This is a genomic window from Candidatus Laterigemmans baculatus (assembly GCF_010367455.1).
GTDB lineage: Bacteria > Planctomycetota > Planctomycetia > Pirellulales > Pirellulaceae > Laterigemmans > Laterigemmans baculatus.
In genome coordinates this window covers 135184-161371 of sequence record NZ_WRPR01000023.1, presented here as the reverse complement: position 1 = coordinate 161371, position 26188 = coordinate 135184, and the positions used below count along the sequence as shown (strand labels likewise).

Sequence of the window (26188 nt, the reverse complement as noted above, 5' to 3'; positions counted from 1 at the left end):
CCTTCGGCTTGCCGTTAAACGACTTGGTAGCCAACTGCTGGGCACTGCTGACTTTATGGCAATTCAGCGTAAGAAAGTGGCGCTGTCCAGTTAGGGAGAGCGGGCTAAAATATTGCCCGACCCTCCCGGGCGGAGGCCAGTGGTAAGTCGAACCGGTTCTCGACCAGAGCCGCGGCTCAGCGGGTTTGCTGGCGGTAGTAGAAGCGGCCGTCCTCGGCGCCGCCTAGAAAATCGGGGATTTGGTCGCCGTTGAAATCGACGGTCGCCGGGCTGGTCGTATGCCCCTGAATGCTCTGCCGCAGTAGCGGTCCGCGATCGGTGAAGTGCCAGACCGGCTGATCGGCCGCTTCGTTCGAGGCGGATTGCGAGGCTGATTCGGGCGCCGTCTGCTGCAGGAGATTCGCGTTGATCGAGTTGACCAGCAGGTCGCGGTTGCCGTCACCATCCCAGTCGACGATGTGCAGCTTCCGCCGCCCGCTCCCGCCGGCGGTCCCTGTGTTCAGTCGCAGCAGCCCGGGTGTCGCATCGACGATTTTGTGCTGGCTGTTGGTGCCCGAGAGGTTCGTGCCGTAGAAGACTCGCTGCGGTGGCAAGAGAACGATCTCCTCGCCGCGCTTCGCCCGCTCATAGAAGGCCAGGTAGCCTTCGTGATCGAGCATCACGAGGTCGACCAGCTCGTCGCGGTTCCAGTCGATCGCCACCGGGGTCGTCCGCCACTGCGTCACCAACTCTCCTCCGCTCGGCGACCACCACGTCCACCGCGGCTTGGGAGGCTCTTCAGGCCACTGGACTTCGATCGCTTGCGGCGCCGCGAGTTTCGGCTCGGTCCGGCTGCCGACATTTTTCAGCCACCGCACTTTTCCCCAGATCCCATTGACCACGATGTCGGGTAGCCCGTCGTGATCCCAATCCGCAACGCTCAGCGTGGTATAGCCCCATTTGGCTTCGGCGGGTCCTTGGATGCTGCCGTTCGGGCCGGCCATGATGCGGAAGGTTTCGCCACCGGCCTCGAGACGCACCGGCGCGGCCCATTTCGGCTCTTCGACTCGGGGCCCGCTGAGGTTTTCAAAGAATTCGATATACCCGGCCGTGTTGCCCGAGAGGATGTCGATGTCATCGTCGCCGTCCCAGTCGAAGCCCACGGGCGTGGCGAGCGCTCCGCACTTGAGTTGGTCAGCTTCCTGCTGGAAGTATCGCGGCGGTAGGAACTGCGGCACGCGATCGTCTCCCAGTCGGCCCGTGTTCTCCACCAGCGCCACGCGACCGTCCTCATCGCCCACCACCAAATCAAAGTCGCCATCACGGTCCCAGTCAAAAACGATCGGAACGATCATCTGCAGGTCCATGGTCAGCAGACTGCCGTCGGGCGATCGCAGGCGGCGGCCGGCAGCGTACTGCGGTTCGGTGCGGGTGCCGGTATTTTCGAAGTAGGTAAAGCCGTCGACAAACTCCCCGCACAACAGATCGAGGTCACCGTCGCCATCAAAGTCTTCAAAATTGGGGGAGGGGCAACCGTAGACATCGATCGGACGCCCCGCGGCGGTCAGCTTTTGCGGATCGGCGTAAACCGGTTCGGCGGTCGTGCCGGTATTGCGAAACAGGTACACGAAGCCGTGCAGCGGTCCATTGGTCCACTCGCCGCGCTCATTCCAGGCGTCATCCCAGCCGTAATCGCTCCAGTCCTCGATGCCGACCACGAGGTCGAGAGCTCCGTCGCCGTCGTAATCGGTGTACCGCCACTGGTTGTGCCGGACCTTGGGGCCTTTGGTCTGCTTGCCCTGCGGCTTGTAGAAATTCGCGGCGACGGGCAAGGAGATCGGACGCTCCAGTCCGACGCGGGTGAAGTCCTGGTGTTCGCGTCCCGGCGTCAGCACGCGGAGCCCTCCATCGACGTAGCTCGGCATGACATAATGCACCGTGCTGCTGAGCCGTCGAGCAGCTTTGAAGACAGGAAATTTGTTTTGAGCGGTGTCGCCCGCAGCGTTTTCAAAAAGCCATATCCCGTTGGAGGGCTTATCGGGGCAGGAGACGATCAGATCAAAATCCCCATCTCCGTCGGCGTCGCAAGGAACCGGCCACGCCCAAAGACCGACGCCAAGATCAACTTCTAAGCCCGGGTGGTTGTATCGCAGCGGTTTCAGGTCCTCGGCCTGGGCGCTAACCACCGCGATGTATGGCGACGCCACGAGCGATAGTAAGACGACTAAATATTTCATGGACCGTACTCCGCAACTTTCGGATCAGGGCGATTTCAAGATGACCTACACAACGTACCGTGGTTTGCCACCGCTCGCCGGGCTCGCTTCGATGGAGGAAGCCCAGCGGAGCCAGTGGAGTGTGGAGGAGAGCGTAACTCGCCTGAAGCGTCTGCACTACATGCTTCGCCGCTTGCATCAAATTTTCACCGCTCGGCTGACGGCCGAGCCGATCTACGAGCTGAAAACCGCGTTCAGCTACCACGCCTATCTGTGCTCCGAGCAGGTGGGGGCGATTCGCCAGCGGGTCAGCGAGATGCGGCAACCGCCACTCGGCCTCGAAGTCGTCCCCGACCAAGCGCTGAAGCGGTTTTTCGACGAAATTCTGGCAGCCCCCGAGACGACCGAGCTCGTCGCCGCCCTCTATGGAAAAGCCCTTCCGGCTCTACTGGCCGATTGCGACGCCCTGATCCGCGACGCGCACCCGCTGGCCGATGCGCCGACGGCGCGCATCGCCCGGCTCGCAAAGTTCGAGCTGGCGGATGTCGAAGCGTTTGGTCGCCAGGCGATCGAATGCCTGGTCGACGCCGAACAGCGTGAGGAGATGTCCGAGTGGCTTGCGACGCTCGACGACTGCCTCCGGTTCGCAAACCTTGATCCGGCAGAGCGATCCGATGCGGAGCTGCCGGCCCCTCACTATTCCGCCAAACCATACGAGTACGACCGCACTCCGCGCCGAGACGAGCGGTTTAAAGACCCTTACAACGCGGGGGTGAATCCCGAAGCGTTCTTGTACGACGAACGATTTTCGGATCGCGACAAGACGCTGATGATGTTCTACAAGCGGCTTCGTGAGTTGGACGTCCCCGAGATGATGGCCAGCATTCTCCACGAGATGCCGGACCAGCCGTGGGAGTTTCACGGCGAAATGACGCGTCAGCTGTGGGACGAAGCGCGGCACGCGATGATGGGCGAAGTCGGATTCGCCCATCTGAACATCGACTGGCGAGAGGTTCCCATCAACTTCACGTGGTCGTTGAACCTCAATACGCAGCTCACACCCCAAGAACGGCATGGTGTGCTGTTTTTTATCGAGCAGGGGCTGATGCCGAAGACGGGCAAACGCTACGAATGGGAAGTGGCGCTCGCCAGTAACGACCCGCTGTCGGGACTGTTTCAAGACTTTGACTGGGCCGATGAAGTCCTCCACTCCCAGATCGGCCGCCGCTGGTATGTCCCCCAATTCGGCTCGCTGAATGAAGCACTTGAATATGGCGATCGCTGTTGGAGCAAGGTCCTCAGCCACTGGCGGGACTACAAAGAGCAGGGGCTGACCGAGCACCGCAATTGGTGGCCCGAACTGTACCGGGCCGCCTGCCAGCGGTGGGGAGTCACGCCCGACCCCGCGGCGCTCGCTTACGACGTGACGTACGAAGATAAGCGAGCGGATCTCAAAAGCCTCAGCCCGTGATTATTCGACCGGCAGCCACTGCACGGCGTCGATGATCACGTGGCCGTTGGTCCCCTGATTGGAGATTTCGACGAACCCTTCGCTGCCGGCAGCGAAGGTGAACTCGCCGATCGGCAACAGCAGGTCTTTCTCCGGAGCGGCCTTCCGCTGGTTCACAGTGATTTCCGTCGTCCCGTCCGCATGATGGACGCGGACCGGAACGTTCGTCGCCCGGTTCGGATTGGCCGTGTAAGCAATCGAAACCCTGTATTTTCCAGCGCGCGGGATGCGCGGCTGAAAACGGGCTTTCTGCTCCCCTTTGCCGGTGTCTCGATCGTGGCGGTAGCCCGCTTGGACGAAGGGTGAGACAGTCGTGCCCATCGAATCAAAACCTTCGAGCTCCGCTTCCATATCATCCACGACGATCCCGCCAAGCTGGGCTTTGCTCAGCACCACGCGTTCGGGAATCGGCGGGCTCTCGAAGTCCAGGACCTGATTGTCCTCGAGCAATCGCTGCTTGAGTTTCTCGTAGGAGATTTCCTGAACCGCGACCCCTTCGTCGATCGCATGCGCGGCGGCCGTCGCGGCGCTTTGGCCCATCACCATAAAGACCGGCTCCATGCGAATGCTGCCGTACGAAATGTGCGAGGCACTCAGGCAGACCGGCACCAGCAAATTGCTGCACTGGTCGGCTTTGGGCCGAATCGAACGGTAGCTGACCGGATACGGGCGGGAGCGAACCTGCACGTCGCCCTCGTTGCGGACAAACCCCTCGGGGGTGATGTACCGCTGCACGTGATGCGAGTCCATGTTGTAGGCTCCCATCCCAACGCTGTCCTCGACGATTTCTTGCCGCAGGCAATTCTGTTCGGTCATCACATAGTCGCTGACCATCCGACGTGACTCGCGGATGTACAACTGGCGCGGCCAATTGTCGTTGTCGAGAAACTCGTCTTTGGCCAATCCCAGCCGATGGAAGTGCTCGCGAACTTTCTCGGGGACGCGTGGCGAGTTGGCCAGGGTCCACATCAGCCCCTTTTGCCAGTCCTCGTGCGCCTGCCAGATTTTTTCGCGGGTGGCGTAGTCCGCTTCCGGGTAATCCCAGTTCTGGCCAATGAAGTCAGTGCTGATCGCGAAATTGTTGTTCGTATCTGTCTTGCGGTTGGGCATCCATTTGGGAGCCCAAGGGATCCGCTCGTCGCCCGCTTCGAAATTCCGCAGCAGCAACTCGTACCACTGAGGATCGTAGTTATCAGGCTTGGGCCACTCGCGACGGATCTCCGGCACGTCCGTCGTGCACATCCGGAAGTTGTAGGCCTGGACTTTTTTGTCGCCCGAAAATTCCTCGCCGGGGCCTTCGGTATTGATCCCCGGCAGGACTCCGCTCGAAGGATCACCTGGAACGATGTAGGGGTCGACGTTCTTGGTGAACTGGTGATAGATCGCTCGGCCGGTTTGCACACCATTGAGCGTTTCGCCGTATTCGGAATTGGATTCTCGGCCGACGTGGTAAGTGACACCCGCCTTGGCCATCAGGTCCCCTTCGTAGGTCGCATCGATGAACATTCGACCGGGAAACTCGCGGCCGCTTTCCATCACGATCTTGACGATTCGAGTACCGTCTTTGACGACGCCTTGCTCCAGATCGAGGCGTTCGCCCAAGACGACGACGACGTCGGTTTCATCGAGCATGTCTTGGTAGATTTTGCTCGCCACGTGAGGCTCAAACGTCCACATCGAGTCGCTGTTGCTCGAATTGCCGCGGATCTCCCGAGCAAAGTACTCGTCGCGAGCCTCGTGGTCCCACACTGCCGGGTCGGTGTAGTACTGAAAGACGCGCTGATAAAACTCGCGGGAGAGTCCCCCAATCGCTCGCTTGTTCCCGATATCGGTGGCCCCGAGGCCGCCGGTCGTGAGCCCTCCGACGAATTGGGTCGGCTCGATCAGCACGACCGTCTTGCCCATCCGATCGGCTTGCACCGCCGCCGTCACGCCGCTGGACGTACCGCCGTAGATGACGATGTCAAACGTGGGCTCCTCGGCCCGCACGAGCGGAGAGCAGGCAAGGAACAGGGTGAGGCTTAAGATTAGCTTTGGGAACATAGATCGCTTGCGGATGGGAGCGTGGGAGCGGTGAGAACCGGACGCTAGCGCGTGGCGGCTGATTTATTGCACTGTTGCGCGATGAATCGGCATAACCACCTACTAACTCGCGGCGGCCGTCTCGGCTCTTCCGAAATCGGGGATCGGGAGGTTCTTGCCCCCTTGGAGCGCCGACTGGTGGGCGATGATCCCGGGGGCCGTGTAGGCGACCGATTCATAGACGTCGATCGCCGGGCGACGCCGCTGGATCAGCGACTCGATGAATTCATGAACGATAAAGGTGTGGGAGCCATGGTGTCCGCTGTCGTGACGCAGCGGCTCTGGCAACATGGGGGTGTCCCACCAGTGCGGCTGGTCGTACGGTTCGACCCGCGGTGCGGAGCGGCTGAAGCCTCCGTCGTCGAGTTCTTTTTGGTCGCCTGCATGGACAAGCACGGGGCCGCGGCCATAGGCGTCGGCCGACAAGAAGCTCATCTTGTCGCCGTACCATTCAGCGCGTTCGCATCCGCGGTGGGCGCCGCCCCACCAGAGTTCGATGTTGCACGACCGTCCCGCGGCGGTTTTGAACAGCGCGGTCTCGGTCCAGAAGGGATTGTCGTAGGCGTTGTCCTGAAGCATCGGATCGTTGTCGCCCCAGCCGATGCAGGTGACTTCGGTCAACCGATCGCCGGTCACACCGATCAGGTGCGCGGTGCAGTGGGTGGGATAATGCATCGGCGGGAAACCGTGACGCCAGGTCCGTTTCCCGTTTTCGAAGGCGAGCGTCTCGAGGCCTGCATGGCGGTATGCGGAATAGACGTTGTACAGATTGCCGTAGAGTCCCTCTTGGTAGAACTTGCGGGCCGAGATGGTCGACTGCTGCCAGTAGCTGGTCTCAGCCATCATGTAGCTCAGTCCGCTGGCATTCACCGCATCGATCAGCGTCTGGCACTCCTCGAGGTCCATTGCAGCGGGGACCGCGCACAGAACGTGCTTACCCGCGTTCAGCACTTTCAGAGTGTGAGGAACGTGATTCGGTGCTTCGGTGTAGATAGCGATCGCATCGATCGAGTCGTCGAGGATCATTTTCTCGAGCGACTCGTAAGAGCGTTCGCAGTTATAAACCTGCATCAGCCGCTTGCGGCGCTCGGGGCGGAGGTCGCTGACCGCCTGGACGATGCAGTTGGGGTGCTCGTGCCATTGGAATGTGGCCCCAAACCGTCCTCCCACGATGCCGACGCGAATTTTCTTATCGGATCCTTCTGGTGCCGCTCCGGCAGCTGGTTTCTCCGCAGCCTTCGCGGCAGCAGGCCACAGCCCAACGGCGGCCGCGGTTCCGGCAGCCGCGCCCACGCGGCGAAGCGCTTCTCGGCGGGAGAGGGAGGCTGCGTCTTGGGAATGATCCGAGGGGCGACCTGAAGGCATGGCGGAAGCTCCGGGGCTGTGGAGGTGGGGACCGGACGGACCGGGCGGGACGGGACCGGACGGACCGGGGCGGACGATTCGCTGGGTGCCAATCGTAGCTGCAAAGCGGCAGCAAGGCGAGCTTCCCCCACCTTGCTGCCGGGTCGACTTGCGGAGCGTGGCGTCGGCTAGTTGGCGTTGCTCGCCGCCAGCGCCGCCTTGCGATCGGTCTTCTCGAGCCCCAGAGCCTCATCGATCATAAAGTCGATGTGGCCGCTGGCGACGTCGTACAGCGCGCCGACGATCGCCACCCGTCCCTCGGCCACCAGGCCTTCGATCGTCGGGCTCAGCTCGATAATCCGGCGGACCGTGTGGAGGACGTTGTCTCGGGCGACGCCATCGACGAAGCGCAGTTTCTCCTCGGCCGAAAGCGTGGGCACCGAGCGCAGCTGCGAAGGATCGGTCACCATCTGAATCTCCTGGACGATCGAGTCCAGGTTATGACATCCGGTGGCCTGACAAGCGTCTTGCTTGGCGCATGCCAGGTCGATCGAAGCGGTGACCGCACCGCAGCGGGTGTGCCCCATCACGACGATCAACTTGGCTCCAGCGACCGCGGTCCCATACTCCATGCTGCCGAGCACCTTATCGCTGGTCACGTTGCCGGCGACGCGGACGCTGAAGATATCTCCCAGCCCCAAGTCGAAGACGAGTTCGGCCGGAGCTCGCGAATCGATACAGCTGAGCACGACCGCCAGCGGATGCTGTCCCTGGGCGGCGCCGCTGAGCTGTCGGTTGAAGTCACGGGAGAGGCGTTTGTTGGTGCGGAACCGCTCGTTGCCCTCTTCGAGCATCGTGATGACCTGCCTCGCGGTCACCTGCCCCTGCAGCTCCCGCGTCGTGTAGTCCGCGAAACGCGTCTCATCCTGGATTGCGGAGTACTTGTCGCGGAACCCGCGGAGGCTGACTTCGACGCCGTGAGCCGGCGCGGTCTGGTTCTTGAAGTCGTCGATCAGACTCATAATGTCCGGATCGATATAGTCGGTTTCGGTGGCATCGATCAGCACGTGCGTTCCCCGCGGCGCGTCGCGAAGGACTTTGTCGAGCGCTGCTCGGTTGAGGAAGCTAACCTGATTGGCCAACTCGATGTGCAGCACGTTGCCGCCAACGTGGGTCTCGACGACCCGGCGAATCGGCCGCCGCAGATTGCTGTTCAAAATGAAGAGCGTGCTGACGACCAGGCCGATCACGATCCCGATCAGCAAGTCGGTGAGGACGATGGCCGAGAGGGTGATAATGAAGGGCAAGAACTGGTAACGCCCGCCGGCCCACATTTGCCGGAATAGCGCGGGGCTCGCCAGTTTAAAACCAGTAACCAACAGAATCGCAGCGAGGGCCGCGAGCGGAATCATATTGAGATAGACCGGCAGGAACATCACGCAGCCGATCAAGAGCGTTCCGTGGAAGATCGTCGACAGCTTCGACTGCGCCCCGGAGTTCACGTTGACCGAGCTGCGGATGATGACCGAGGTGACCGGAATCCCGCCAAGCAAGCCGGCGGTCATGTTCCCCACGCCCTGGGCGAGCAGTTCGCGGCTGGGCGGCGAGTGCCGTTGCTTGGGATCGAGTTTGTCGACCGCTTCGAGGTTGAGCAGCGTTTCGAGCGACGCCACGATGGCCACCGTCACGCCAGCCACGTAAACCGCGGGATTGGTCAACTGCGAGAAGTCGGGCAGCTGAAAAAAGCCCAGAAATTCGCGGGGGCTCTCGGCGACCGGCACCTGAACCAGATGGCTCGCTTCGATCAGCCAGGGACCACCGAGCCGTTGGAACAGCAGGTGGATGGCAACCCCGATGAGCACCACCACGAGCGGGCCGGGAACGCCGGACCGCTTGAGCGGCTTCCACTTGTCCCAGAGCACCAGGAGTACGATCCCGAGCAGACCGATGACCGTCGCCCCAAGGTGAATCTCGCCCTGAAAGAGGGTGAAGATTTCCGAGAACGTGTTGTGCTGATCGGGCTGCTGAAAAGCCAAGTCGCCTTCGGGATCGGTGTCGTGCCCGAACACGTGCGGGATCTGCTTGAGGATCAGGATCACCCCGATCGCCGCCAAGAGACCCTTAATCACGCTCAACGGGAAGAAAGCCGAGAGGGCTCCCGCTTTGGCGATCCCCAACGCGACCTGCAGCGCGCCGCCGATGACGACGGCCAGCAAAAACGCCTCGAAGCTGCCGAGGGCGGCGATTTGAGCAGCGACGATCGCGGTCAAACCGGCTGCTGGCCCGCTCACGCTGGTGTGAGATCCGCTGAATATCCCGACGACGATTCCGCCGACAATCCCGGCGATCAGCCCGGAAAATAATGGAGCATTGGAGGCGAGCGCGACTCCCAAACAGAGCGGCAACGCGACCAAAAAGACCACCAAACCGGCGATCAAATCGCGTGGCAGGGTGGAGAGGGAGATTCCCTGAGATTCTTTCATCGAATGAAGATCCTAGCTTCGAGGGCAGGCAGTTTAATTTTGAGGGAAAGCGGAGTCGATGACGAGGGACCATCGCTGGTTTCGCAGCGTCTCCGGGGTAAGTCGCAGGTAGCTCCGCCCGAATACGGTCGGGGACTTGGCGCGGTCCTCAGCCAGGGAGGTGCTGAACCGAAGCGGCTCGCGGAGCGATCGCAACAACTCGCGGAGCGATCGCAACAACTCGCGGAGCGATCGCAACAACTCGCGGAGCGATCGCAACAACTCGCGGAGCGATCGCAACAAAGCAACTGCGGCAACACCAAGCGGAAGGCCGAGGTGAGACGATCGCGGCGCACTGGCTCCGATCCGCCCGGGAATTCAGGCGAGCGGAGTGCTTCGGTCGACCGAGCGTCCAGCTACGCGGCGACTCGCCACACCGACAGCCGCCGTGCGTCAAGCGCCCGATCGAGGGCGACCGGGAATTGCCGCAGTGTGCTGAGATGCCGAAGTCGCCGAGCCGCGTCGACTGACCCTCAAGCTCCCATCACCGCCAAAGGAGGCGACGACGCGTTTGCGATCAGCGCAGCCAGCACGCGGGCGGGCTAACACCGCAGCGGGGCGAGCAAGCCGTTGTCATAGCGATGGCCGTCGCGCCATCGCACTCGAGAATGAGAATCCGCGGCGATCCGCTGCCGCAGGATGTGGGTCTGCGGAGGAACCACGACGAGATACCGCGCGACCACGAAGGCCCGCGTCCGCGACCGCTTCTGCTCGCAAACCGAAATCCCCGTTTCGTGATGATCCTCCGAGGCCGCCTGAGCACCGGTGCTCGCGAAAACCATGGGGAGTGGCACGACGAGGCCCGCGCTGAGCACACCGATCTGCAGCATGCTCAGCACAATAGCAACGATTCCACGTCGGGGCTGCGACGCCTGACTGTGCGAATCTGCCATGGGAGGGGGGACTTCCGCGAGGGAACACCGAGCAAAAATCGCCGGAGCGATCCGTTGAGAGTTTCTCACGATATACCTACCGGCGAGGCATCGTCAAGAGATTTCCTAGCCCTTTTATGGGGGGCCGCGGGTCGCGCCGCGGCAGGCCGGGTGGCCTTGAAGTTCGGCTTTCGGACCGATATAGATTCGATCGGTAGATCCTGAAAATTCGGCCTGAGCCCATGTCCCTCCTTCGGCAGCCTCGCCTGGTGCTCGTCCTCTTGGCGCTCGCCCTCTTGGGGCTCGGCGGGCTCGTCAGCGTCGGCGGGCTCGTCAGCGTCGGCGGGCTCGTCAGCTTCGGCGGGCTCGTCAGCGTCGGATCGGCGGTCGCAGAGCTCGCGTTGCCGCGGGCGACTCCATTCACCGTAGCGACCGCGAGTTCGCTGCCGGGGCGATCATCGCTCGACATCAATTGCGACTCGGCTTTTGCGTCTCCCAAGCGCGAGGCGACGCTCGCGGCTGACCGCGCTCCCCTGCCCGCGGCTGACCGCAGCGACTGGCGGTCGCCGCACGCTGGCGAGTGGCGGTATCGCGATGGCCGGCGGCTGAGTGGCCAGCGAGTTCTGGGTTTGCTGTTCCTGGGGTGCGGCGAAGGCGTTGAGGCCATCGCCGTGCCACTCTCGGCTGTCGGTGGCCGCACGCCGCGAGGACTCTCGCGGTCTCTCTCGGGTTCTTTGGTAGCCCAACACATTCGGCTGCAGGTTTAAGCCTGCCCGGCGTTCTTCGCCCGAGCCGTCTGCGTTTACCAAGTTTAAAGAACCGCGTGCGTTCGCTCTCGCTGCCTGCCGCCACCGCGGCAAGATATCGGAGGGGAGCTGCGCGCGCATGGAGAGAATCGATCGTGCCTACGAAACCACTAACGGAATCCGCCACGGCGGTGCGTTTGAATGACTCCGCCACGGCCGCTCCGGCGAACCTCTCGCCCTCGCTCCGCCGGGCCGTGCAGCTGGCTGAGAGCGGCCAGTACCACGCGGCTCTGCAGTTGCTGCGGCCACAGGGACGTTCGCCCGAGACGTTGAATGCGATCGGCGTGTGTTTGATGCGGATGGGCAACCTGCAAGAGGCGGTGCCGCTGTACCATGCCATGGTCATGAAGCCCGGCTGCACATGGATGCGTCCGGAAGTCCCGACGCTCTACAAGATCAACTTCGCCACAGCGCTGTTGCTCAAAGGAAGTCCGGCGGGTTGTCTGGCGATCCTGAAGGAGATCAATGCTCCGCGCGACCCACGGATTCAGCAGCTCCGCGGAGCGCTCCGGAAATGGGAGGCGAGTCTCTCCTTTTGGCGCCGCTGGGACTGGTACCTCTCGCATGTCGAACCGCCGAAGTGTCGCGTCGAGCTGGACTTTGTTCCCGGACACTTTTTCCATGCACCCGAGCCGGTAGACTTGCGTTCGGTGGAAGAAAAATTGTCCTGACGGGTGCCTCTTCCGTGGGTGCCCCCCTTCCACGCGGGCGGTCCGTCGCCGACTCTGGAGACGCACCGCCCGCTCGGCTGCCCGCCCCCCCGGCTGCCGGTGTGCTGTGCGCTGTGCGCTAATGCCTCAACGCTGACCGTTCCCGCATGTTCGTCATCGACACGATCCTCCTGGTCACCGGCATTCTGCTTTTGCTGGGGATCGCCTCGAGTAAATTTTCGGCCCGTCTGGGCGTTCCGGTGCTGGTGCTATTCCTGGCGCTGGGGATGCTGGCCGGATCCGAAGGGATCGGCGGGATTGAATTTGAGAATTACAGCCTGGCCCACGGGATCGGGACGATTGCCCTGGGGCTGATTCTGTTCGACGGCGGTCTCCGCACGCCCTACCGTTCGATCCGCGCCGCTTGGAAGCCGGCGGGGATCTTGGCGACGGCCGGCGTGTTGCTGACCTCGGTCGTGACCGGCTTGGCGGCGGCAGCGATTCTGGGGCTGACGAATCTGCAGGGACTGCTGCTGGGCGGGATCGTCGGTTCCACCGATGCGGCGGCGGTTTTTTCGGTGCTCCGCAGCGGAGGCGTGCACATTCGCCGCCGCGTCGCCGACACGCTGGAGGTGGAGAGCGGCTCGAACGATCCGATGGCGATCTTCTTGACCGTCGGGTTGATCCAGGTGCTGAGCGGTGAGGTCCCGCTCGGCCCCGCCTTGATCACGCTGTTCCTCAACCAGATCGTTCTCGGGGGCGTGATCGGGTTGGTCGTCGGCCGGTTGGCGGTTTGGGTGCTTAAAAATATCCAGCTCGATGCGGCTGGGCTCTATCCGATCCTGGCCACCGCGTTTGGGTTGTTCGCTTACGGTTTCGCCGCCGCGATTGGCGGGAGTGGCTTTCTCGCGGTATACCTGGCTGGGATCGTGATCGGGAACGGCCGGCCAGTCTTCCATCGAGGCATCTTGCTGTTCCACGACGCGGCCGCGTGGCTGGGGCAGATCCTGATGTTTATCGTGCTCGGGATGCTCAGTTTTCCGAGCCGCTTGCTGGACGTCGCTGGGCCAGGGCTGATAATCGCCGCGGTGTTGATCCTGGTCGCTCGCCCGCTGTCGGTGTTTTTGACCATTTCCGCGTTGCGGTTCAGCTTTCGCGAGATGCTGTTCATCTCCTGGGTCGGGCTGAAAGGTGCGGTCCCGATCACTTTGGCGACTTTTCCCTTGATGCAGGGACTCGAGAGCGCGTCGCTGATCTTCGATGTCGTCTTCTTCGTGGTCCTCGTCTCGGCAGTGATTCAAGGCTGGACGTTGCCGGCGGTTGCCCGCTATCTGAAGCTGGAGACGCCGGCCAAAGCCGAGCCGCCGGTGACGCTCGAGATCAGCTCGTTGCGGAACGTCGAAGGCGACATCGTCGATTACTACGTCGACGAGGATTCGCGGGCGGCGGGCCGAATGCTCAAAGATCTGGCACTGCCCGACGGGGTCGTCGTGGCCCTGATCGTGCGGCAGGATCAGATCATTCCGCCGCAAGGTCGTTCGCAGATCGAGATCGGGGACCATCTGATCGTGGTCCTGCGGCCCGGGGTTCGGCCCCTGGTGGACCGCGTCTTCGCCCGTCAGGAACGCGAGGCGGAATGCCTGCCGGAGGCGCTCGAGTTTCCTCTGCGAGGCACGATCAAAGCAGGAGACGTGGAACGGTTTTACGACATCCGACTCGGCGAGAATCCCGAGGCGACGCTCGATCAGATGATCCGCAGCAAGCTCGGTAGCAAAGGCCTGAGCGTGGGGGCGAGCATCCGCTACGAGCAGATCGTGCTTCGCGTCCGAGGGCTCACCCCGACCGGCTCGATCGAGTACGTGGGCATGATGATTCTCCCCTTGCCGAAAGAGCAGCCGGTAGGGGAGGAAACCAAAAGCGCTCTCGGCGGTCCCAAACCTGAAGCGTCTTGAGTCCTGCGGGGTACTGGGACAGGCGGGGATTTCTCCGACCGCTCTCGCTACCTCGACGACGTTGTCGCTGAACTCGTCGGTCGCTCTTGTCCGTCGATCCAACACCCCTGCTCTGGCTGTTATCGTATTCAAAAAGCAAAGGTTTCGATTGTATCGGCAACACGCAACAAGGTAGAGCGATTGATGGCCATTCCACGGAACAGCGGTTTCCAAATTGTTCGGCGTCTGGTTCGCGCGGCCTTCCTCGGGGCGGCGACCCTCGGGGGAGCCAGCGCAGCGGTTGGTGTCATCTCCTTCGGTGGAGCGTCCGGCGGAGATTGCCAAGCGGCTGAAAAGAACGGGGCGGCTGAGAAGAACGGGGCGGCCGGGAAGGGACGGGAGGTCCGCTACCTCGATGCCGATCCAGCCACCGGAACTTCGGCGGCGGTGGTGGTCGCACCGACCGCGGCGCTGGCCCACACCGGGCTGATCCTTCCAGTCGATGCCACGGACACCGTGGTGGCCGCCGGCGACGCCGCGGCACAGGCCGAACGGGTCCTCGGCAATCTTGAGCGGGCGCTCGCGGCCGCCGGCAGCAGTTCCCAGCGGATGGTGCGGCTGAACGTCTACGCGGCCGATTACCCGAGTTTGCAGGCGGCCCGCAAACAAGTCGCCAAGGCGTTTTCCGGAGAGGCTCGTCCGGCAGCAACCTGGATCGTCACCGCTCAGCCCCGCCAGGACGTGCTGGTCACGATGGATGGCGTGGCCGTCGCTCCTCTGCCCAAGCCCCACCGAACCGACACCCAACAGATCGCCACCTTCAAAGCCGACGGACTGCCGTCGCCGCACTCGCTCTCGCACGTCTCGGTGATGCCACCGGGCGAAATCTACTACATCTCAGGCCAACTCGAGAAAGGGCAGTCGTTGGCCGAAGGCGTGCGCAACACGATGGCCGGTCTGCACCGCACGCTCGAGCATTTTGGCCTCGATCCCAACCAGCATGTCGTCCAGGTCAAAGCATTCATCAACCCCATGGAGGAAGCCGACGAAGCCCTCAAAGCGATCGCCGACAGCTACCAAGGTGAATCCGCTCCGCCGGTCGTTCTGACCGAGTGGCAGGCGTCGATTCCGGGGCCGACCGAGATCGAGATGATCGCCGCCAAGCCGATGGCAACGAAGCCGCGCGCTACGGACGCTGCGGCACCGCAAGCTGATGAAGCGGCCCGCTTCCTGACGCCTCCCTGGATGACTGCTTCGCCGGTCTACAGCCGCGCTGCGGTCGTCCGCTCAGCGGCCCACCGGGGCTGGGTGTTCGTCTCCGGGATCACGGGCGACCCGTCGGTTCCGGCAGAGCAGCAAGCGGAACAGGTCTTTGCAGTGCTCAAGCAACTGTGCGAACGAACGGGCTGCGATTTCAACCATCTGATCAAAGCTACCTACTACGCCTGCGATCCCTCGGTCAGTCCTGCGCTGCGAGAGGTCCGCCCGCACTACTACAATGCAGAACGCCCGCCGGCTGCATCGCTGATCCACGTTCGCGGCGTCGGTGCGGAAGAGGGAATCTATACGCTGGACATGATCGGCGTGAGCGTTGGTCCTGCGGAGAAGCGTTAAGACAAAGCCAAAGGGGACGCGATGCGAGTGAGCAGCTCGAAACGCAGGAACTCGTTTGCGCGAGGCGGAGTCGCGTTCGCCTTGGTCGCAGCCTTCGCGGCTGCGATCAGTGGCGCAGGATCGACGGCCACGGCGGCTGAGCCGAGTGAAACCCAGCGACTCGAGTTTAGCCGCGACGTGCGACCGATTCTGTCGGACCACTGCTTCGCTTGCCATGGTCCGGATCCGGAAGAGCGGGCAGCCGACCTGCGGCTCGATGTCCCCGAGAGCCTGTTTGCAGAGATTGGCGGTGTGCAATGGATCGTGCCCGGCAAGCCCGAACAGAGTGAGCTGTGGGCAAGGATCGATCACGCCGACGAAGACATGCGGATGCCGCCGGCCGATTCGGGGAAGTCGCTCGAGGCGGCCGAGCGGGCGTTGATCCGCCGTTGGATTGAGGAGGGTGCCGAGTGGCAGGAGCATTGGGCCTTTACGACGCCGACCCGTCCTGCTCTGCCGGCGATCCCTGACGGCTACCGCGTCTCGGGTCCCATCGACCGATTCGTCGCAGCTCGGCTTGACCAACAAGGGCTACCGCAGTCCTCCGAGGCCGACCCGCGAACATTGGTGCGGCGATATTCGGAGACGCTCGTCGGCCTCCCGCCGAGCGAACGCGAAGTGGCGAAATTCTCGGCAGCTTATGTCGAGAATCCGGACCGTGCCTGTGCCGAGCTTGTCGATCGGTTGCTCGCCTCGCCCCGCTACGGCGAGCGGATGGCGATCTACTGGTTCGACCTGGTGCGGTTCGCCGACACCGTTGGCTATCACGGCGATCAAGAGCATGTGATCGATCCGTACCGCGATTATGTCATCCAGGCTTTCAACAATAACCTTCCCTTTGACCGGTTCACCGCCGAGCAGTTGGCGGGTGATCTGCTTCCGGAAGCGACGCTCGAGCAGAAGATCGCATCGGGATACAACCGAATCTTGCAAACCTCGCACGAAGGGGGTGTGCAACAAAAGGAGTATCTCGCTAAGTACTCCGCCGATCGAGTGCGAAACTTTGGTTCGGTGTGGTTGGGGATGACGGTCGCCTGCGCCGAATGCCACGACCACAAGTACGATCCGCTCCCGCAGCGCGACTTCTATCGGTTGGCAGCCTTCTTTGCCGACATCGACGATCTGCAATCGTTCGATGGCCGCGATCGCTCACCCACCCGGCGGGAGCCGGAAATCGAAGTCCCCTCCCCCGCCGGTCCGCGGCGGACGATGGTGACCGAGGCGATCGCAGCGCGGCCGATTCGGGTCCTCCACCGTGGCGACTGGATGGACGAATTAGGTGAGATCGTCGAGCCGGGCGTTCCTATGATGTTCGCTCCGCTCGAGACCGAAGGGCGGGCGACGCGGCTCGACCTGGCCCGCTGGGTCACGCGGCCCGATCACCCGCTGACGGCCCGCGTGTTCGTCAACCGGCTGTGGAAGTTGTGTTTCGGACGCGGACTGGCAACCAGCCTCGAAGACTTTGGTTCGCAAGGTCAGCCACCGACACACCCGGAGTTGCTCGACTGGTTGGCCTGCGAGTTCGTCGACAGTGGCTGGGACACGAAACACGTCCTGCGGCTGATGGTTTTATCGGCAACCTTTCGTCAATCGTCGCTGGAATCCGCCGAACTCCGCGAGCGGGATCCTCATAATCAGTGGCTCGCGCGACAGGGGCGGCCGCGGCTCGACGCCGAGCTGATTCGCGACAATGCACTGGCGATCAGCGGATTGTTGACTTTGGAACTCGACGGAGTGAGCGCCCGCCCGTACCAACCCGAGGGTTATTACAGCCAACTCAACTTTCCCAAACGCAGCTACGTCGTGGACGAAGACGCGAACCAGTATCGGCGAGGCGTTTACGTTCACTGGCAACGCAGCTTCCTGCATCCGATGCTCAAAGCCTTCGATGCTCCGAGCCGCGAAGAGTGTACCGCTGAGCGAGCCGTCTCCAACACGCCTCAGGCTGCCTTGGTGCTCTTGAACGATCCGACGTTCCTCGAAGCGAGCCGCCAATACGCGGAGCGGATCGTGCGTGAAGGAGGAACCGAAACCGACCCACGGTTGCGGTGGGCATGGCGGACGGCACTCTCTCGCGAAGCCGACGAGCGGGAGTTGGAACTGTTGCGAAAGCTGTACGAACAAGATCGGGCTGAATTCCAGCTCGATCCTCGAGCGGCATTCGAGCTACTGCAAACGGGGATGGCACCGGCGGCTGAAGAGCTCGCCGCGGTGGAACTCGCCGCTTGGACGTCGGTGGCGCGTGCCATTTTCAATTTGAACGAGTTCGTTACCCGGAACTAGTCGCGATGTCTATCACCGATCCGCTCCAGATCGCGCGCCGCACGTTCCTCCGCCGCACCGGGACCGGGCTGGGCTCGATCGCCCTGGCAAACCTGCTGCACCCCGATCTCCGGGGGGCGTCGGCGGCACCGAACCAGCCGGGAATCGTCGGTTTTCCGAACCGTCCGCCGCGGGTCAAGCGAGTCATCTTTCTCTACATGTCGGGCGGTCCGTCGCATCTGGAAACCTTCGACTATAAGCCGAAGCTAGCCGAGTTGAACGATCAGCCCATGCCCGAGTCTTATACGCAGGGGCAACCGATCGCGCAGCTGCAGGGAGCGCAACTAAAGTGCCTCGGCCCACAGACCAAATTCCAGCGCTACGGCCAGAGCGGTCAGGAGATCAGCGACTTCTTGCCTTGGACCGCAAAGCTCGCCGACGACATTGCGATCGTCCGTTCGATGACGACCGATCAAATCAATCACGACCCCGCCCATACGCTGATGAACACCGGGACCTCCATCTCTGGACGGCCCAGCATCGGATCGTGGGTGACCTACGGGTTGGGCAGCGAAAGCCAGGATCTGCCCGGGTTCGTCGTGCTGACCAGCCAAGGGGGACGCAATCCGCAACCGATCTCGTCGCGGCAATGGCACAGCGGCTTTCTCCCCAGCCGTTATCAGGGAATGGAGTTCTACGCCTCCGGCGATCCCGTCCACTACGTTCGCAATCCACGGGGAATCACTTCCGAGCGGCAACGACGGTTGGTCGATACGGTCCATGCGCTTAACCGGGTTCGCGATGAAGTGGTCGACAATCCCGAGATCGCCACTCGCATCGCTTCGTACGAGATGGCTTTCCGAATGCAGACCAGCGTCCCAGGCTTGATGGACCTCTCGGATGAACCTCAACATGTGCTGGACATGTACGGTACCCAAGGGGGCGATGGCAGCTTTGCTTCGAATTGTCTCTTGGCCCGACGGCTGGCGGAGAAGGGCGTGCGGTTCATCCAGCTCTACCATCGTGGCTGGGATCACCACGGGGATCTGGTCCGCTATATGGATACGTGCTGCGGGCTGACCGATAAGCCGACCTGGGCGCTGCTGACCGATCTCAAACAGCGCGGAATGTTAGACGATACGCTCATCATCTGGGGAGGCGAATTCGGCCGCACCCCGATGTTCCAAGGCAAAGGCAGCACCGCCGGGCGCGATCACCACATCAAAGGCTTTAGCATGTGGTTGGCCGGAGGTGGAATCCGCGGCGGGACCACTTATGGAGCGACCGACGAGCTTGGCTACAATGCGGTTCAAGATGTTGCCCACGTTCGCGACTTACACGCCACCTTGCTGCACCAGTTAGGCATCGACCACGACCGGCTGACCTACAAGTTCCAAGGTCTCGATTTTCGCTTGACCGGTGTCGAGGAAGCGCGGGTGCTAAAGGCTCTTTTGAACTAACACCATGAGCACATTGAACTGGGGTTTGATCGGCTGCGGTGATGTGGCCCGCAAGCGGGTCGCTCAAGCGATTCTTGCCGAACCGTGCAGTCGCCTGCTTGCCGCCTGTCGCCGCGACCCAGGCGAACTCGCCGCTTTCTGCCGCACGTTTGCTGTCGAGAGGGCGTACGAAGACGCTTTCGAGCTGCTCGTCGACCGCGACATTGACGTGGTCTACATTGCCACGCCCGTCTGCGAGCATCTACCGCAAACGCTGGCTGCGGCGCGGGCCGGAAAGCATGTGTTGGTCGAGAAGCCGATGGCGATGACGGCTGCCGAATGCGATCAAATGATCGAGGCGTGTCAGGAGGCGGGAGTGAAGTTGAGCGTCGCCTACTATCGCCGCTTCTATCCGCTGGTGCACCGCATGCAGCAGTTGATCCGCGAAGGAGCGATCGGAAAACCGATGGCCGTCTCAGCCGTCACCTCGACCGATGCGGCCAGCGACGGGTGGCGCTGGCGCCTCGAGCAGGGCGGCGGCGGTGCCCTGATGGACGTGGGCAGCCATCGCATTAACATTTTCACGACGCTTTTTGGACCGCCACGATCGGTGAAAGCCATCTGCGATCGAGTCGTTGCCGAAGACGGTTCCGAAGATACCGCGGTGCTGCTCATGCAATTCACCAGCGGCGTGGTGGGAACGCTGCAGTCTCATTTTCGCGGCAGCAGCGATCCAGATGAGTTCGTCGTCACCGGCAGCCGTGGCCGGTTGCTCGCTCGCCCCCTGAACGGCACCGAATTGATCATCGAATCGGACGCCGAGCGAAAGGTCGAGCAGCATCCGCCGGCAGCCAATTTCAACGCCCCGCTGATCGCAGATTTCGTCTCGGCAATCACCCAGGATCGCGAGCCCACGGTGAGCGGGGAGGAGGGTCGATTGACCAATCAGATAATCGAGGCCGCTTACGCCGACGCGGAGTGCTGGGCTCAGCGACCCTGAACTTCGAACTCCGCGAACACCGGGCGGTGGTCCGAAGCCATCGGTTCATCGATCACTTCGGCGCGTACGAGCCGGAACTGCGACGCCGGACGATAAAAGATATAGTCGATCCGCGATGTCGGGTCGCGCGACGGGGCGGTCGGAGCTGCGGGTGTATCGATCGCATTGCTCCAGCGTTCGAGTAGCACTCGGATGGGTTCCGAGTCGGGGACCGCATTCATGTCGCCGGCAAGGATCGTCGGCATCACGTCACCCTCAGTCGCGAACAGTTCATTGATGGCGTGGGCTTCGGCGATCCGGTCCTCGGCCACGTTGTGCTGAAAATGCGTACTGATAAAACGCAGCTTCTGACCGTCGGCGAGCGACACCGTGACCGCAACTGCACCACGCGGATAAGTGACTCGCTCGGCGGTACTTTCGGTATACGGCAGCGGATGGATCACGACGTCGTGGATCGGCAGCCGGGTCAGCACCGCGTTGCCAAATAGTCCGCCCTCATAATGTTGCGTTGGTCCAAACCGCACCGCCATCCCGGTTAACTCCGCCAACCGCTGCGCTTCATGGACGCGTCCCGAGCGTTTCACACCGACGTCCACTTCTTGCAGCGCGACGAGATCCGGAGATTCCTTTTCAATTACCTTCGCCAGACGCTCAAGGTCGTAGACGCCATCGTTCCCTTGGCCGTAATGGATGTTGTAGCAGAGCACCCGCAATCGACTCCTCGGCTCCTGAGCGCGAGCCGTGGCCAACAGGAGCGTGGCTGTCGCGGCGAGCACTGCAGTCCACCGAAATGGACCGGTGCACGGCGAACTGAGGTCTGGTCGTCGACTCATCGTGGGGGTGTACTCTTGAAGAATGAAGTTCGGTGACAATTTTAACAGACGCCCGGCGACGGGCTCGCCGCACGTCAACGGGTTCCTTTCAATATATCCATTCGACCGAAGGCGGGAGCCGCGAAGTCGCTTTCCACCCCTCACCGCTGCTAGAATTTGCAAATCCCCATTGGAAAGATCGCCATGATGAAGGCCAGCGAGGTTTCACACGTCCGATGACCCTACGAAGATTTCATTCATACACGGGTTGGGTCGCGGCAGCACTGCTCAGCCTCGTCGTCACTCCGGCACGGGCTCAGGGTCCAACCGCGAATACGCTGGAGGCCTATCGCCCGGCGCAGCCACTTCCCGGCACGGAGCGACTCGAGTGGCCGGAGGCGGATCTATCGCAGCGGCTGATGGACGGCGCGCACCGGTTCATCGATCGCAAGTTGGCGCAGTCGGCCGACGAGCGGGCGCGGCAGTGGAGCTACGATCTCGGCTCCCGCCAAGCCTACGTCCAATCCATCGAGCCCTTGCGCGCCCCTCTGAAAACGATTCTCGGAGTGGTGGAGAGCCGCGAACCGCCTCGGATGGAGCGATATGGCGACGAGCGCAATCCGGCAATGGTCGCCGAGACGGATCACTACAAGATCTTCCAAGTGCGGTGGCCTGTCTATGAGGATCTGTTTGGCGAGGGCTTGTTGGTCCTGCAGGATGAACCGTCCGCTGGCCAAATCGTGGTCGTCCCGGATGCCGATCAGACGCCCGAACAGTTGCTCGGGTTGGCAGCTGGGCTGATTGCCCCGGAACAGATCGCACGGAGGATGGCGGCGCAGCGTTACGACCTGTTGATCCCCACGATCCTCGACCGCGGCCCTTTGCAAACCGACGACCCGCGAATCCGAAGTGCGGACTACACGCCTCGCGAATGGATCTACCGTCAAGCGTTTCACATGGGACGCCATCTCATTGGCTACGAAATCCAGCGAGTGATGGCGGGTGTGGATTGGCTGGATACCCGCCGCGAAGAGCGGGGGCCCGTCGGCATCATCGGGTATGGGGAAGGGGGATTGATTGCACTGCATGCCGCAGCCCTCGATCCTCGCATTGCTGCCACGCTGGTGAGCGGGTACTTCGATTCAAGCGACTCGATGTGGTCGGAGCCGATCTATCGAAATGTCTGGTCGCGACTCAACGGCTACGGGAACGCTGAAGTCGCAGCGCTCGTGCTTCCCCGGACGCTGGTCGTCGAGCACAGTCCCTTTCCAAATGTCAGCGGCCATAAGGGTGAGCTCCGCACGCCTCCGGTGGACCGCGTGAAAGCGGAGTTCGCCCGAATCCCCGCTGGCGATGCTCTACCACCGGTTCGGTGGATCGCTGGCGAGTCGGACCAGCCAGTGGATCGATGGTCGTCCGCCGCCCTCAACGCGTTTGTGGCATCTTTCGATAGCGAGTTTCAGCCAACGAAGGCACACGCACCGCTGGTGGACCGGCGCGCGGATGCTGCGGCACGCAGCGCCGAGCGGCAGCAGCGGGCGATGGACCAACTCGAATCGCAGGTGCAGAAACTCGTCCGCCGCTCCGCTGCCGTCCGAGAAGATGGCTTCTTGCATCGCGTCATGCCCGAACTGGCGGACGGGAAATGGAGCACCGAGCGGCGTCATCCCGTCCATCAAGCTGACAAGTTCATCGCTGGAAGCCGAGTGTTCCGGGAAAAGTTTCACGCGCAGGCGATGGGGCGTTTTGAAGATCCGCTACTGCCATTCAATGCGCGATCTCGTGTTGTTGCGGAAACCGATTCGTGGACTGCCTATGACGTGGTGCTGGACGTCTACCAGGATCTGTTCGCCTGGGGAGTGTTGGTCGTCCCCAAGGATATAAAGCCAGGAGAGCAGCGGCCTGTCGTCGTCTGCCAGCACGGCCGGAACGGAGTGCCCCGCGACACGATCGATCAGCATAAGACCGCGTACAACGACTTCGCCGCAAAACTGGCCGAACGTGGCTTCATCACTTTCGCGCCGCACAATCTCTATCGTGGTGAAGACCGGTATCGTTGGCTGGATCGAAAAGCGAACGCCGTGGGACGCACGCTGTTCAGCTTCATCCTATCGCAGCATGATCAGACGCTTCGGTGGCTCGACACGTTGCCATTCGTCGATGGGGACCGGATCGCCTTCTATGGGCTGAGCTATGGAGGTGAAACCGCGGTCCGCGTGCCTCCGATTCTAGAGAAGTACTGCCTCTCAATTTGCTCCGGCGACTTCAACCAGTGGACTCGCAAGGTGGCCTCCACGGAAGAACCATTCAGCTTCATGCACACGATCGAATGGGAGATGCCGTATTGGAATCTCGGGCATACATTCGATTACGCCGAGATGGCTTACTTGATGGTGCCGCGGCCGTTTATGGTGGAGAGGGGCCACCATGACCGCGTCGGACGCGACCACTGGGTGGCTCATGAATTTGCCAAAGTCCGTTGGCTGTATGCTCAGCTTGGCATAAGCGATCGGGTGGAGATTGAATATTTTCAAGGCGGACACAGTATCAACGGAGAGGGCAGCTTCGATTTTCTCCACAAGCATCTCCAATGGCCGAAACCCGCGAGCCCGCAGGCGGGTTCAATGGATCACTGACAGCAATGCTCCTGTTTCCCCTTCCGCTACCTCTCGAGGACCATTGATGATGTTCGACATACGCCGCGGCGCCGTGCTCGCAATCCTGCTCTGTTTCCCGCTTCCGAGTTTTGCTGATGAAGGCCCCACGCGACCGCGGTCACCGAATCGGGACCAGAACCAGGCCCGCTCCCGTCAGCCTGCAAATCGATCCGCTGCCGCCAACGCCCTGGAGCCAACGCACGCCGATGTGGCTTACGGTCCGCATGAGCGGAACCGTTTGGATTTCTACCAAGCGGAGTCCGAGCAGCCGACTCCGCTGATCGTCTATATCCATGGCGGTGGATTTGTGGGCGGGGACAAACGCTCGCTCAGCCCTGCGATGGTCCGCGAAGCCAACCGAGCGGGAATCAGCGTCGCCGCTCTCAACTACCGCTTCGTCGACGGCGAAACAGTCATCTTTCCGACGCCGCAGATGGACTCCGCGAGGGCCCTCCAGTTCCTGCGGAGCAAGGCCGAGGAGTGGAAGATTGATCCCGGGCGGGTCGCTTGCTACGGCGGATCGGCCGGAGCAGGCATCAGCATGTGGCTGGGCTTCCACGAAGATTTGGCCGATCCCGACAGCGAGGATCCGATCGCTCGCCAGTCGACCCGAATCACGGCCATCGGCACGATGGGCGGTCAGGGAACTTACGATCCGATCAAGATCAAGGAACTGGTCGGTGGGCGGGCCTGGGAGCATCCTTCCATCTTCAAAGTTCACGGGGTGAAAACGGCCGAAGAAGCGCTCAACCCGAGCGAGGAAACGCAGAAACTCTACGACGAAGGCTCCGCAATCACCCACCTCACCGAGGACGATCCGCCGCTGTTCATGATCTACAGCGAACCCGATGTCGTGCCTCCGGCCGACTCGCGTCCCGGCCAATTCATCCACCATCCGAACTTTGGAAAGCAGCTCAAGAAGGAAATGGATGCGCTCGGAATCGAAAACCACTACGCCCACACCGCGGAGGCAAAGGGGCGGAATTTGCAGAAAGAGATGCTGGAGTTTTTCAAGAAGCAATTCGCCGAAGCCGAGTAGCTGTCGCTGCTCCTCGGTCAGAAAAATCGGGACTAATCTCTTGAGCCGTAGGCGCTAGCTTCATTTCACCATTGCCCTCCCCCCGGGAGGGTGTCGTTCCAGATTCTCTGACAGTGCCTGTCCTCGGGCCTTGCAGCCCCTGGCTTTCCGCTGCAGAACCCGCGGCTAGCGCCGTCGGCTCAGGGGCTGCTTACAGAGCTTAGATGATTGTTCCGGATCTCGTTCTCGGGCGCCTGATCGATCACTAGCAGGCGATCAGGGTGCCCGATGATGGTGTTGTCGCGAATCGTGTTGTTCGCCGGCGCGATCGTCGCAGCCATGCGTGGCGAGGCTTCGTAAGGTTTGCGTGCCCAGCGCTCCGAATACCAACGCTGGTTGCGGTTTGCGCCGATCATCAGCCCTGCCTCACGTGCGTTGACGATCATGTTGTTTTCGATCAAGCAGTCCGAGACCGGCAGATAGGCCGCTGGGTGCTGCGAATCTTCGACGCCATAAAGCAATTGGATTCCCGTTCCCCCGCTGTTGACGATCGTGTTTCCCGTGACGGTATGCCCCCCGCCGGACAAGCGAATCCCGCCACTGCAATCGATGAAGCGGTTGTCGATGATCGCGCTTCGATTGCCGTGACGGATCACCAATTCGCCGCGGCACTTCAAAAAGAGATTCTTGCGAAAGGTGTTTTGAGAGGTTTTGTCGCTGATAATCTCTGCTTCGCCGTTACAGGCGACGAAGAGGTTTTCTTCCACCACGGCGAACGTTTCGAGGTCGCAGTAGGGAGCCGCGCGGCTGCCAATCTGAATGGTTTCAGCGCCGTTGCCGCCTAGGCGAGGCACGTCGCGGAATTCGTTGTGGTCGATCCTCGTCCGAAGCGGCGGGGCGGTGCGGAGAGAGGCTGAGTCAACGACGATTCGGATGCTGCGGTACCGAGTGCCGAGGAACCGGCAATGGTCCACCCGGCAGTCTTGGGATGTTCCGGCGACTGCGACAACCGCATCGCCCGACGTCATCCGGCAACCGCGAAACTCGCTCTCGGTGAGGCGAGCTCCGACGGCGCCGTCGAACACGATCAGGCTGCGGGCTGAAGGCGAATCGGCTCCGTCGAAAATGAGCCCGCTGACGACGACGTGGGCTCCCGTGATGGTAAAGCTGCTGCGGCCGTCGAGAACAACTCCGCCCGGGACTTCCGAGCGGATGGTGATTGGTGCTTCCGCGGTCCCCGCACAGTCGACCGTCAACTTCCACTGATCGTATCGGCCGCGAGCCAAGACGATCTCGTCCCCAGGTTTGGCGGAAGAAATCGCAGCTTGGGCGGCCGCTTGCGAATCGATTCCTTCACCCTGCGCGGGGATTGCGGGCAAAACCCACGCGAGAAAGAAGACACCGAGGGCGTAACGCCAAAGTGAATCGAGCATGA

The 26188-nt window shown here is 62.1% G+C and carries 18 protein-coding genes; 10 read left to right on the top strand and 8 right to left on the bottom strand.

The window, feature by feature from the left end; all coding sequences use genetic code 11:
• Window positions 1–176: 176 nt before the first annotated feature.
• Window positions 177–2216 carry an FG-GAP-like repeat-containing protein gene (locus tag GNK13_RS05185; protein ID WP_164101375.1) on the bottom strand — a complete coding sequence of 680 codons (2040 nt, stop codon included), beginning with the start codon at window positions 2214–2216 and terminating at the stop codon, window positions 177–179.
• A 40-nt stretch (window positions 2217–2256) separates the two neighbouring features.
• Here GNK13_RS05185 and GNK13_RS05180 point away from each other — a divergent pair, with 40 nt between their 5' ends.
• Window positions 2257–3666 (top strand): hypothetical protein, encoded by a 1410-nt coding sequence (locus GNK13_RS05180; RefSeq protein WP_164101374.1) that lies wholly within the window; start codon window positions 2257–2259, stop codon window positions 3664–3666.
• On the opposite strand, the gene GNK13_RS05175 is transcribed toward GNK13_RS05180, so the two are convergent.
• From GNK13_RS05175 to GNK13_RS05155, 5 genes are all read right to left on the bottom strand, one after another.
• Window positions 3667–5748 (bottom strand): FAD-dependent oxidoreductase, encoded by a 2082-nt coding sequence (locus tag GNK13_RS05175; protein WP_164101373.1) that lies wholly within the window; start codon window positions 5746–5748, stop codon window positions 3667–3669. It abuts the gene before it with no gap.
• Window positions 5749–5850: 102 nt separating this feature from the next.
• Window positions 5851–7152: a Gfo/Idh/MocA family protein gene (locus GNK13_RS05170; RefSeq protein ID WP_164101372.1), complete on the bottom strand. Its 1302-nt coding sequence runs from the start codon at window positions 7150–7152 to the stop codon at window positions 5851–5853.
• A gap of 167 nt (window positions 7153–7319) precedes the next feature.
• On the bottom strand, window positions 7320–9614 hold the full coding sequence (locus GNK13_RS05165) for a bifunctional SulP family inorganic anion transporter/carbonic anhydrase (protein ID WP_164101371.1): 2295 nt from the start codon (window positions 9612–9614) through the stop codon (window positions 7320–7322).
• Between the two features lie 33 nt (window positions 9615–9647).
• A complete protein-coding gene (locus tag GNK13_RS05160) occupies window positions 9648–9893 on the bottom strand; it encodes a hypothetical protein (RefSeq protein WP_164101370.1) in 246 nt (81 codons plus the stop codon).
• A 302-nt stretch (window positions 9894–10195) separates the two neighbouring features.
• Window positions 10196–10546: a hypothetical protein gene (locus GNK13_RS05155; RefSeq protein ID WP_164101369.1), complete on the bottom strand. Its 351-nt coding sequence runs from the start codon at window positions 10544–10546 to the stop codon at window positions 10196–10198.
• A gap of 221 nt (window positions 10547–10767) precedes the next feature.
• On the opposite strand from GNK13_RS05155, the gene GNK13_RS05150 reads away from it, so the two are divergent.
• From GNK13_RS05150 to GNK13_RS05120, 7 genes are all read left to right on the top strand, one after another.
• On the top strand, window positions 10768–11292 hold the full coding sequence (locus tag GNK13_RS05150) for a hypothetical protein (RefSeq protein WP_164101368.1): 525 nt from the start codon (window positions 10768–10770) through the stop codon (window positions 11290–11292).
• A gap of 134 nt (window positions 11293–11426) precedes the next feature.
• Window positions 11427–12002, top strand: a complete 576-nt coding sequence (locus GNK13_RS05145) for a tetratricopeptide repeat protein (RefSeq protein ID WP_164101367.1) — start codon at window positions 11427–11429, stop codon at window positions 12000–12002.
• 146 nt (window positions 12003–12148) lie between these two features.
• On the top strand, window positions 12149–13933 hold the full coding sequence (locus GNK13_RS05140; RefSeq protein WP_164101366.1) for a potassium/proton antiporter: 1785 nt from the start codon (window positions 12149–12151) through the stop codon (window positions 13931–13933).
• 183 nt (window positions 13934–14116) lie between these two features.
• Window positions 14117–15526, top strand: a complete 1410-nt coding sequence (locus tag GNK13_RS05135) for a RidA family protein (protein WP_164101365.1) — start codon at window positions 14117–14119, stop codon at window positions 15524–15526.
• A 21-nt stretch (window positions 15527–15547) separates the two neighbouring features.
• Window positions 15548–17848, top strand: a complete 2301-nt coding sequence (locus GNK13_RS05130) for a PSD1 and planctomycete cytochrome C domain-containing protein (RefSeq protein ID WP_164101364.1) — start codon at window positions 15548–15550, stop codon at window positions 17846–17848.
• A 5-nt stretch (window positions 17849–17853) separates the two neighbouring features.
• The gene (locus GNK13_RS05125) at window positions 17854–19287 is read left to right on the top strand and encodes a DUF1501 domain-containing protein (RefSeq protein WP_164101363.1); all 1434 of its coding nucleotides are present in this window, start codon (window positions 17854–17856) and stop codon (window positions 19285–19287) included.
• Window positions 19288–19291: 4 nt separating this feature from the next.
• Complete coding sequence (locus GNK13_RS05120) at window positions 19292–20266, top strand: Gfo/Idh/MocA family protein (protein ID WP_164101362.1); 975 nt, start codon at window positions 19292–19294, stop codon at window positions 20264–20266.
• Here GNK13_RS05120 and GNK13_RS05115 read toward each other — a convergent pair.
• Window positions 20254–21099: an endonuclease/exonuclease/phosphatase family protein gene (locus tag GNK13_RS05115; RefSeq protein WP_164101361.1), complete on the bottom strand. Its 846-nt coding sequence runs from the start codon at window positions 21097–21099 to the stop codon at window positions 20254–20256. The two genes, GNK13_RS05120 and GNK13_RS05115, sit on opposite strands and share 13 nt — an antisense overlap.
• Window positions 21100–21314: 215 nt before the next feature.
• Here GNK13_RS05115 and GNK13_RS05110 point away from each other — a divergent pair, with 215 nt between their 5' ends.
• Both GNK13_RS05110 and GNK13_RS05105 read left to right on the top strand, forming a co-directional pair.
• Window positions 21315–23714: a dienelactone hydrolase family protein gene (locus GNK13_RS05110; RefSeq protein ID WP_164101360.1), complete on the top strand. Its 2400-nt coding sequence runs from the start codon at window positions 21315–21317 to the stop codon at window positions 23712–23714.
• A 46-nt stretch (window positions 23715–23760) separates the two neighbouring features.
• On the top strand, window positions 23761–24774 hold the full coding sequence (locus GNK13_RS05105) for an alpha/beta hydrolase family protein (RefSeq protein WP_164101359.1): 1014 nt from the start codon (window positions 23761–23763) through the stop codon (window positions 24772–24774).
• Between the two features lie 179 nt (window positions 24775–24953).
• On the opposite strand, the gene GNK13_RS05100 is transcribed toward GNK13_RS05105, so the two are convergent.
• Window positions 24954–26186, bottom strand: a complete 1233-nt coding sequence (locus GNK13_RS05100) for a polysaccharide lyase 6 family protein (RefSeq protein ID WP_164101358.1) — start codon at window positions 26184–26186, stop codon at window positions 24954–24956.
• Window positions 26187–26188: the final 2 nt, after the last annotated feature.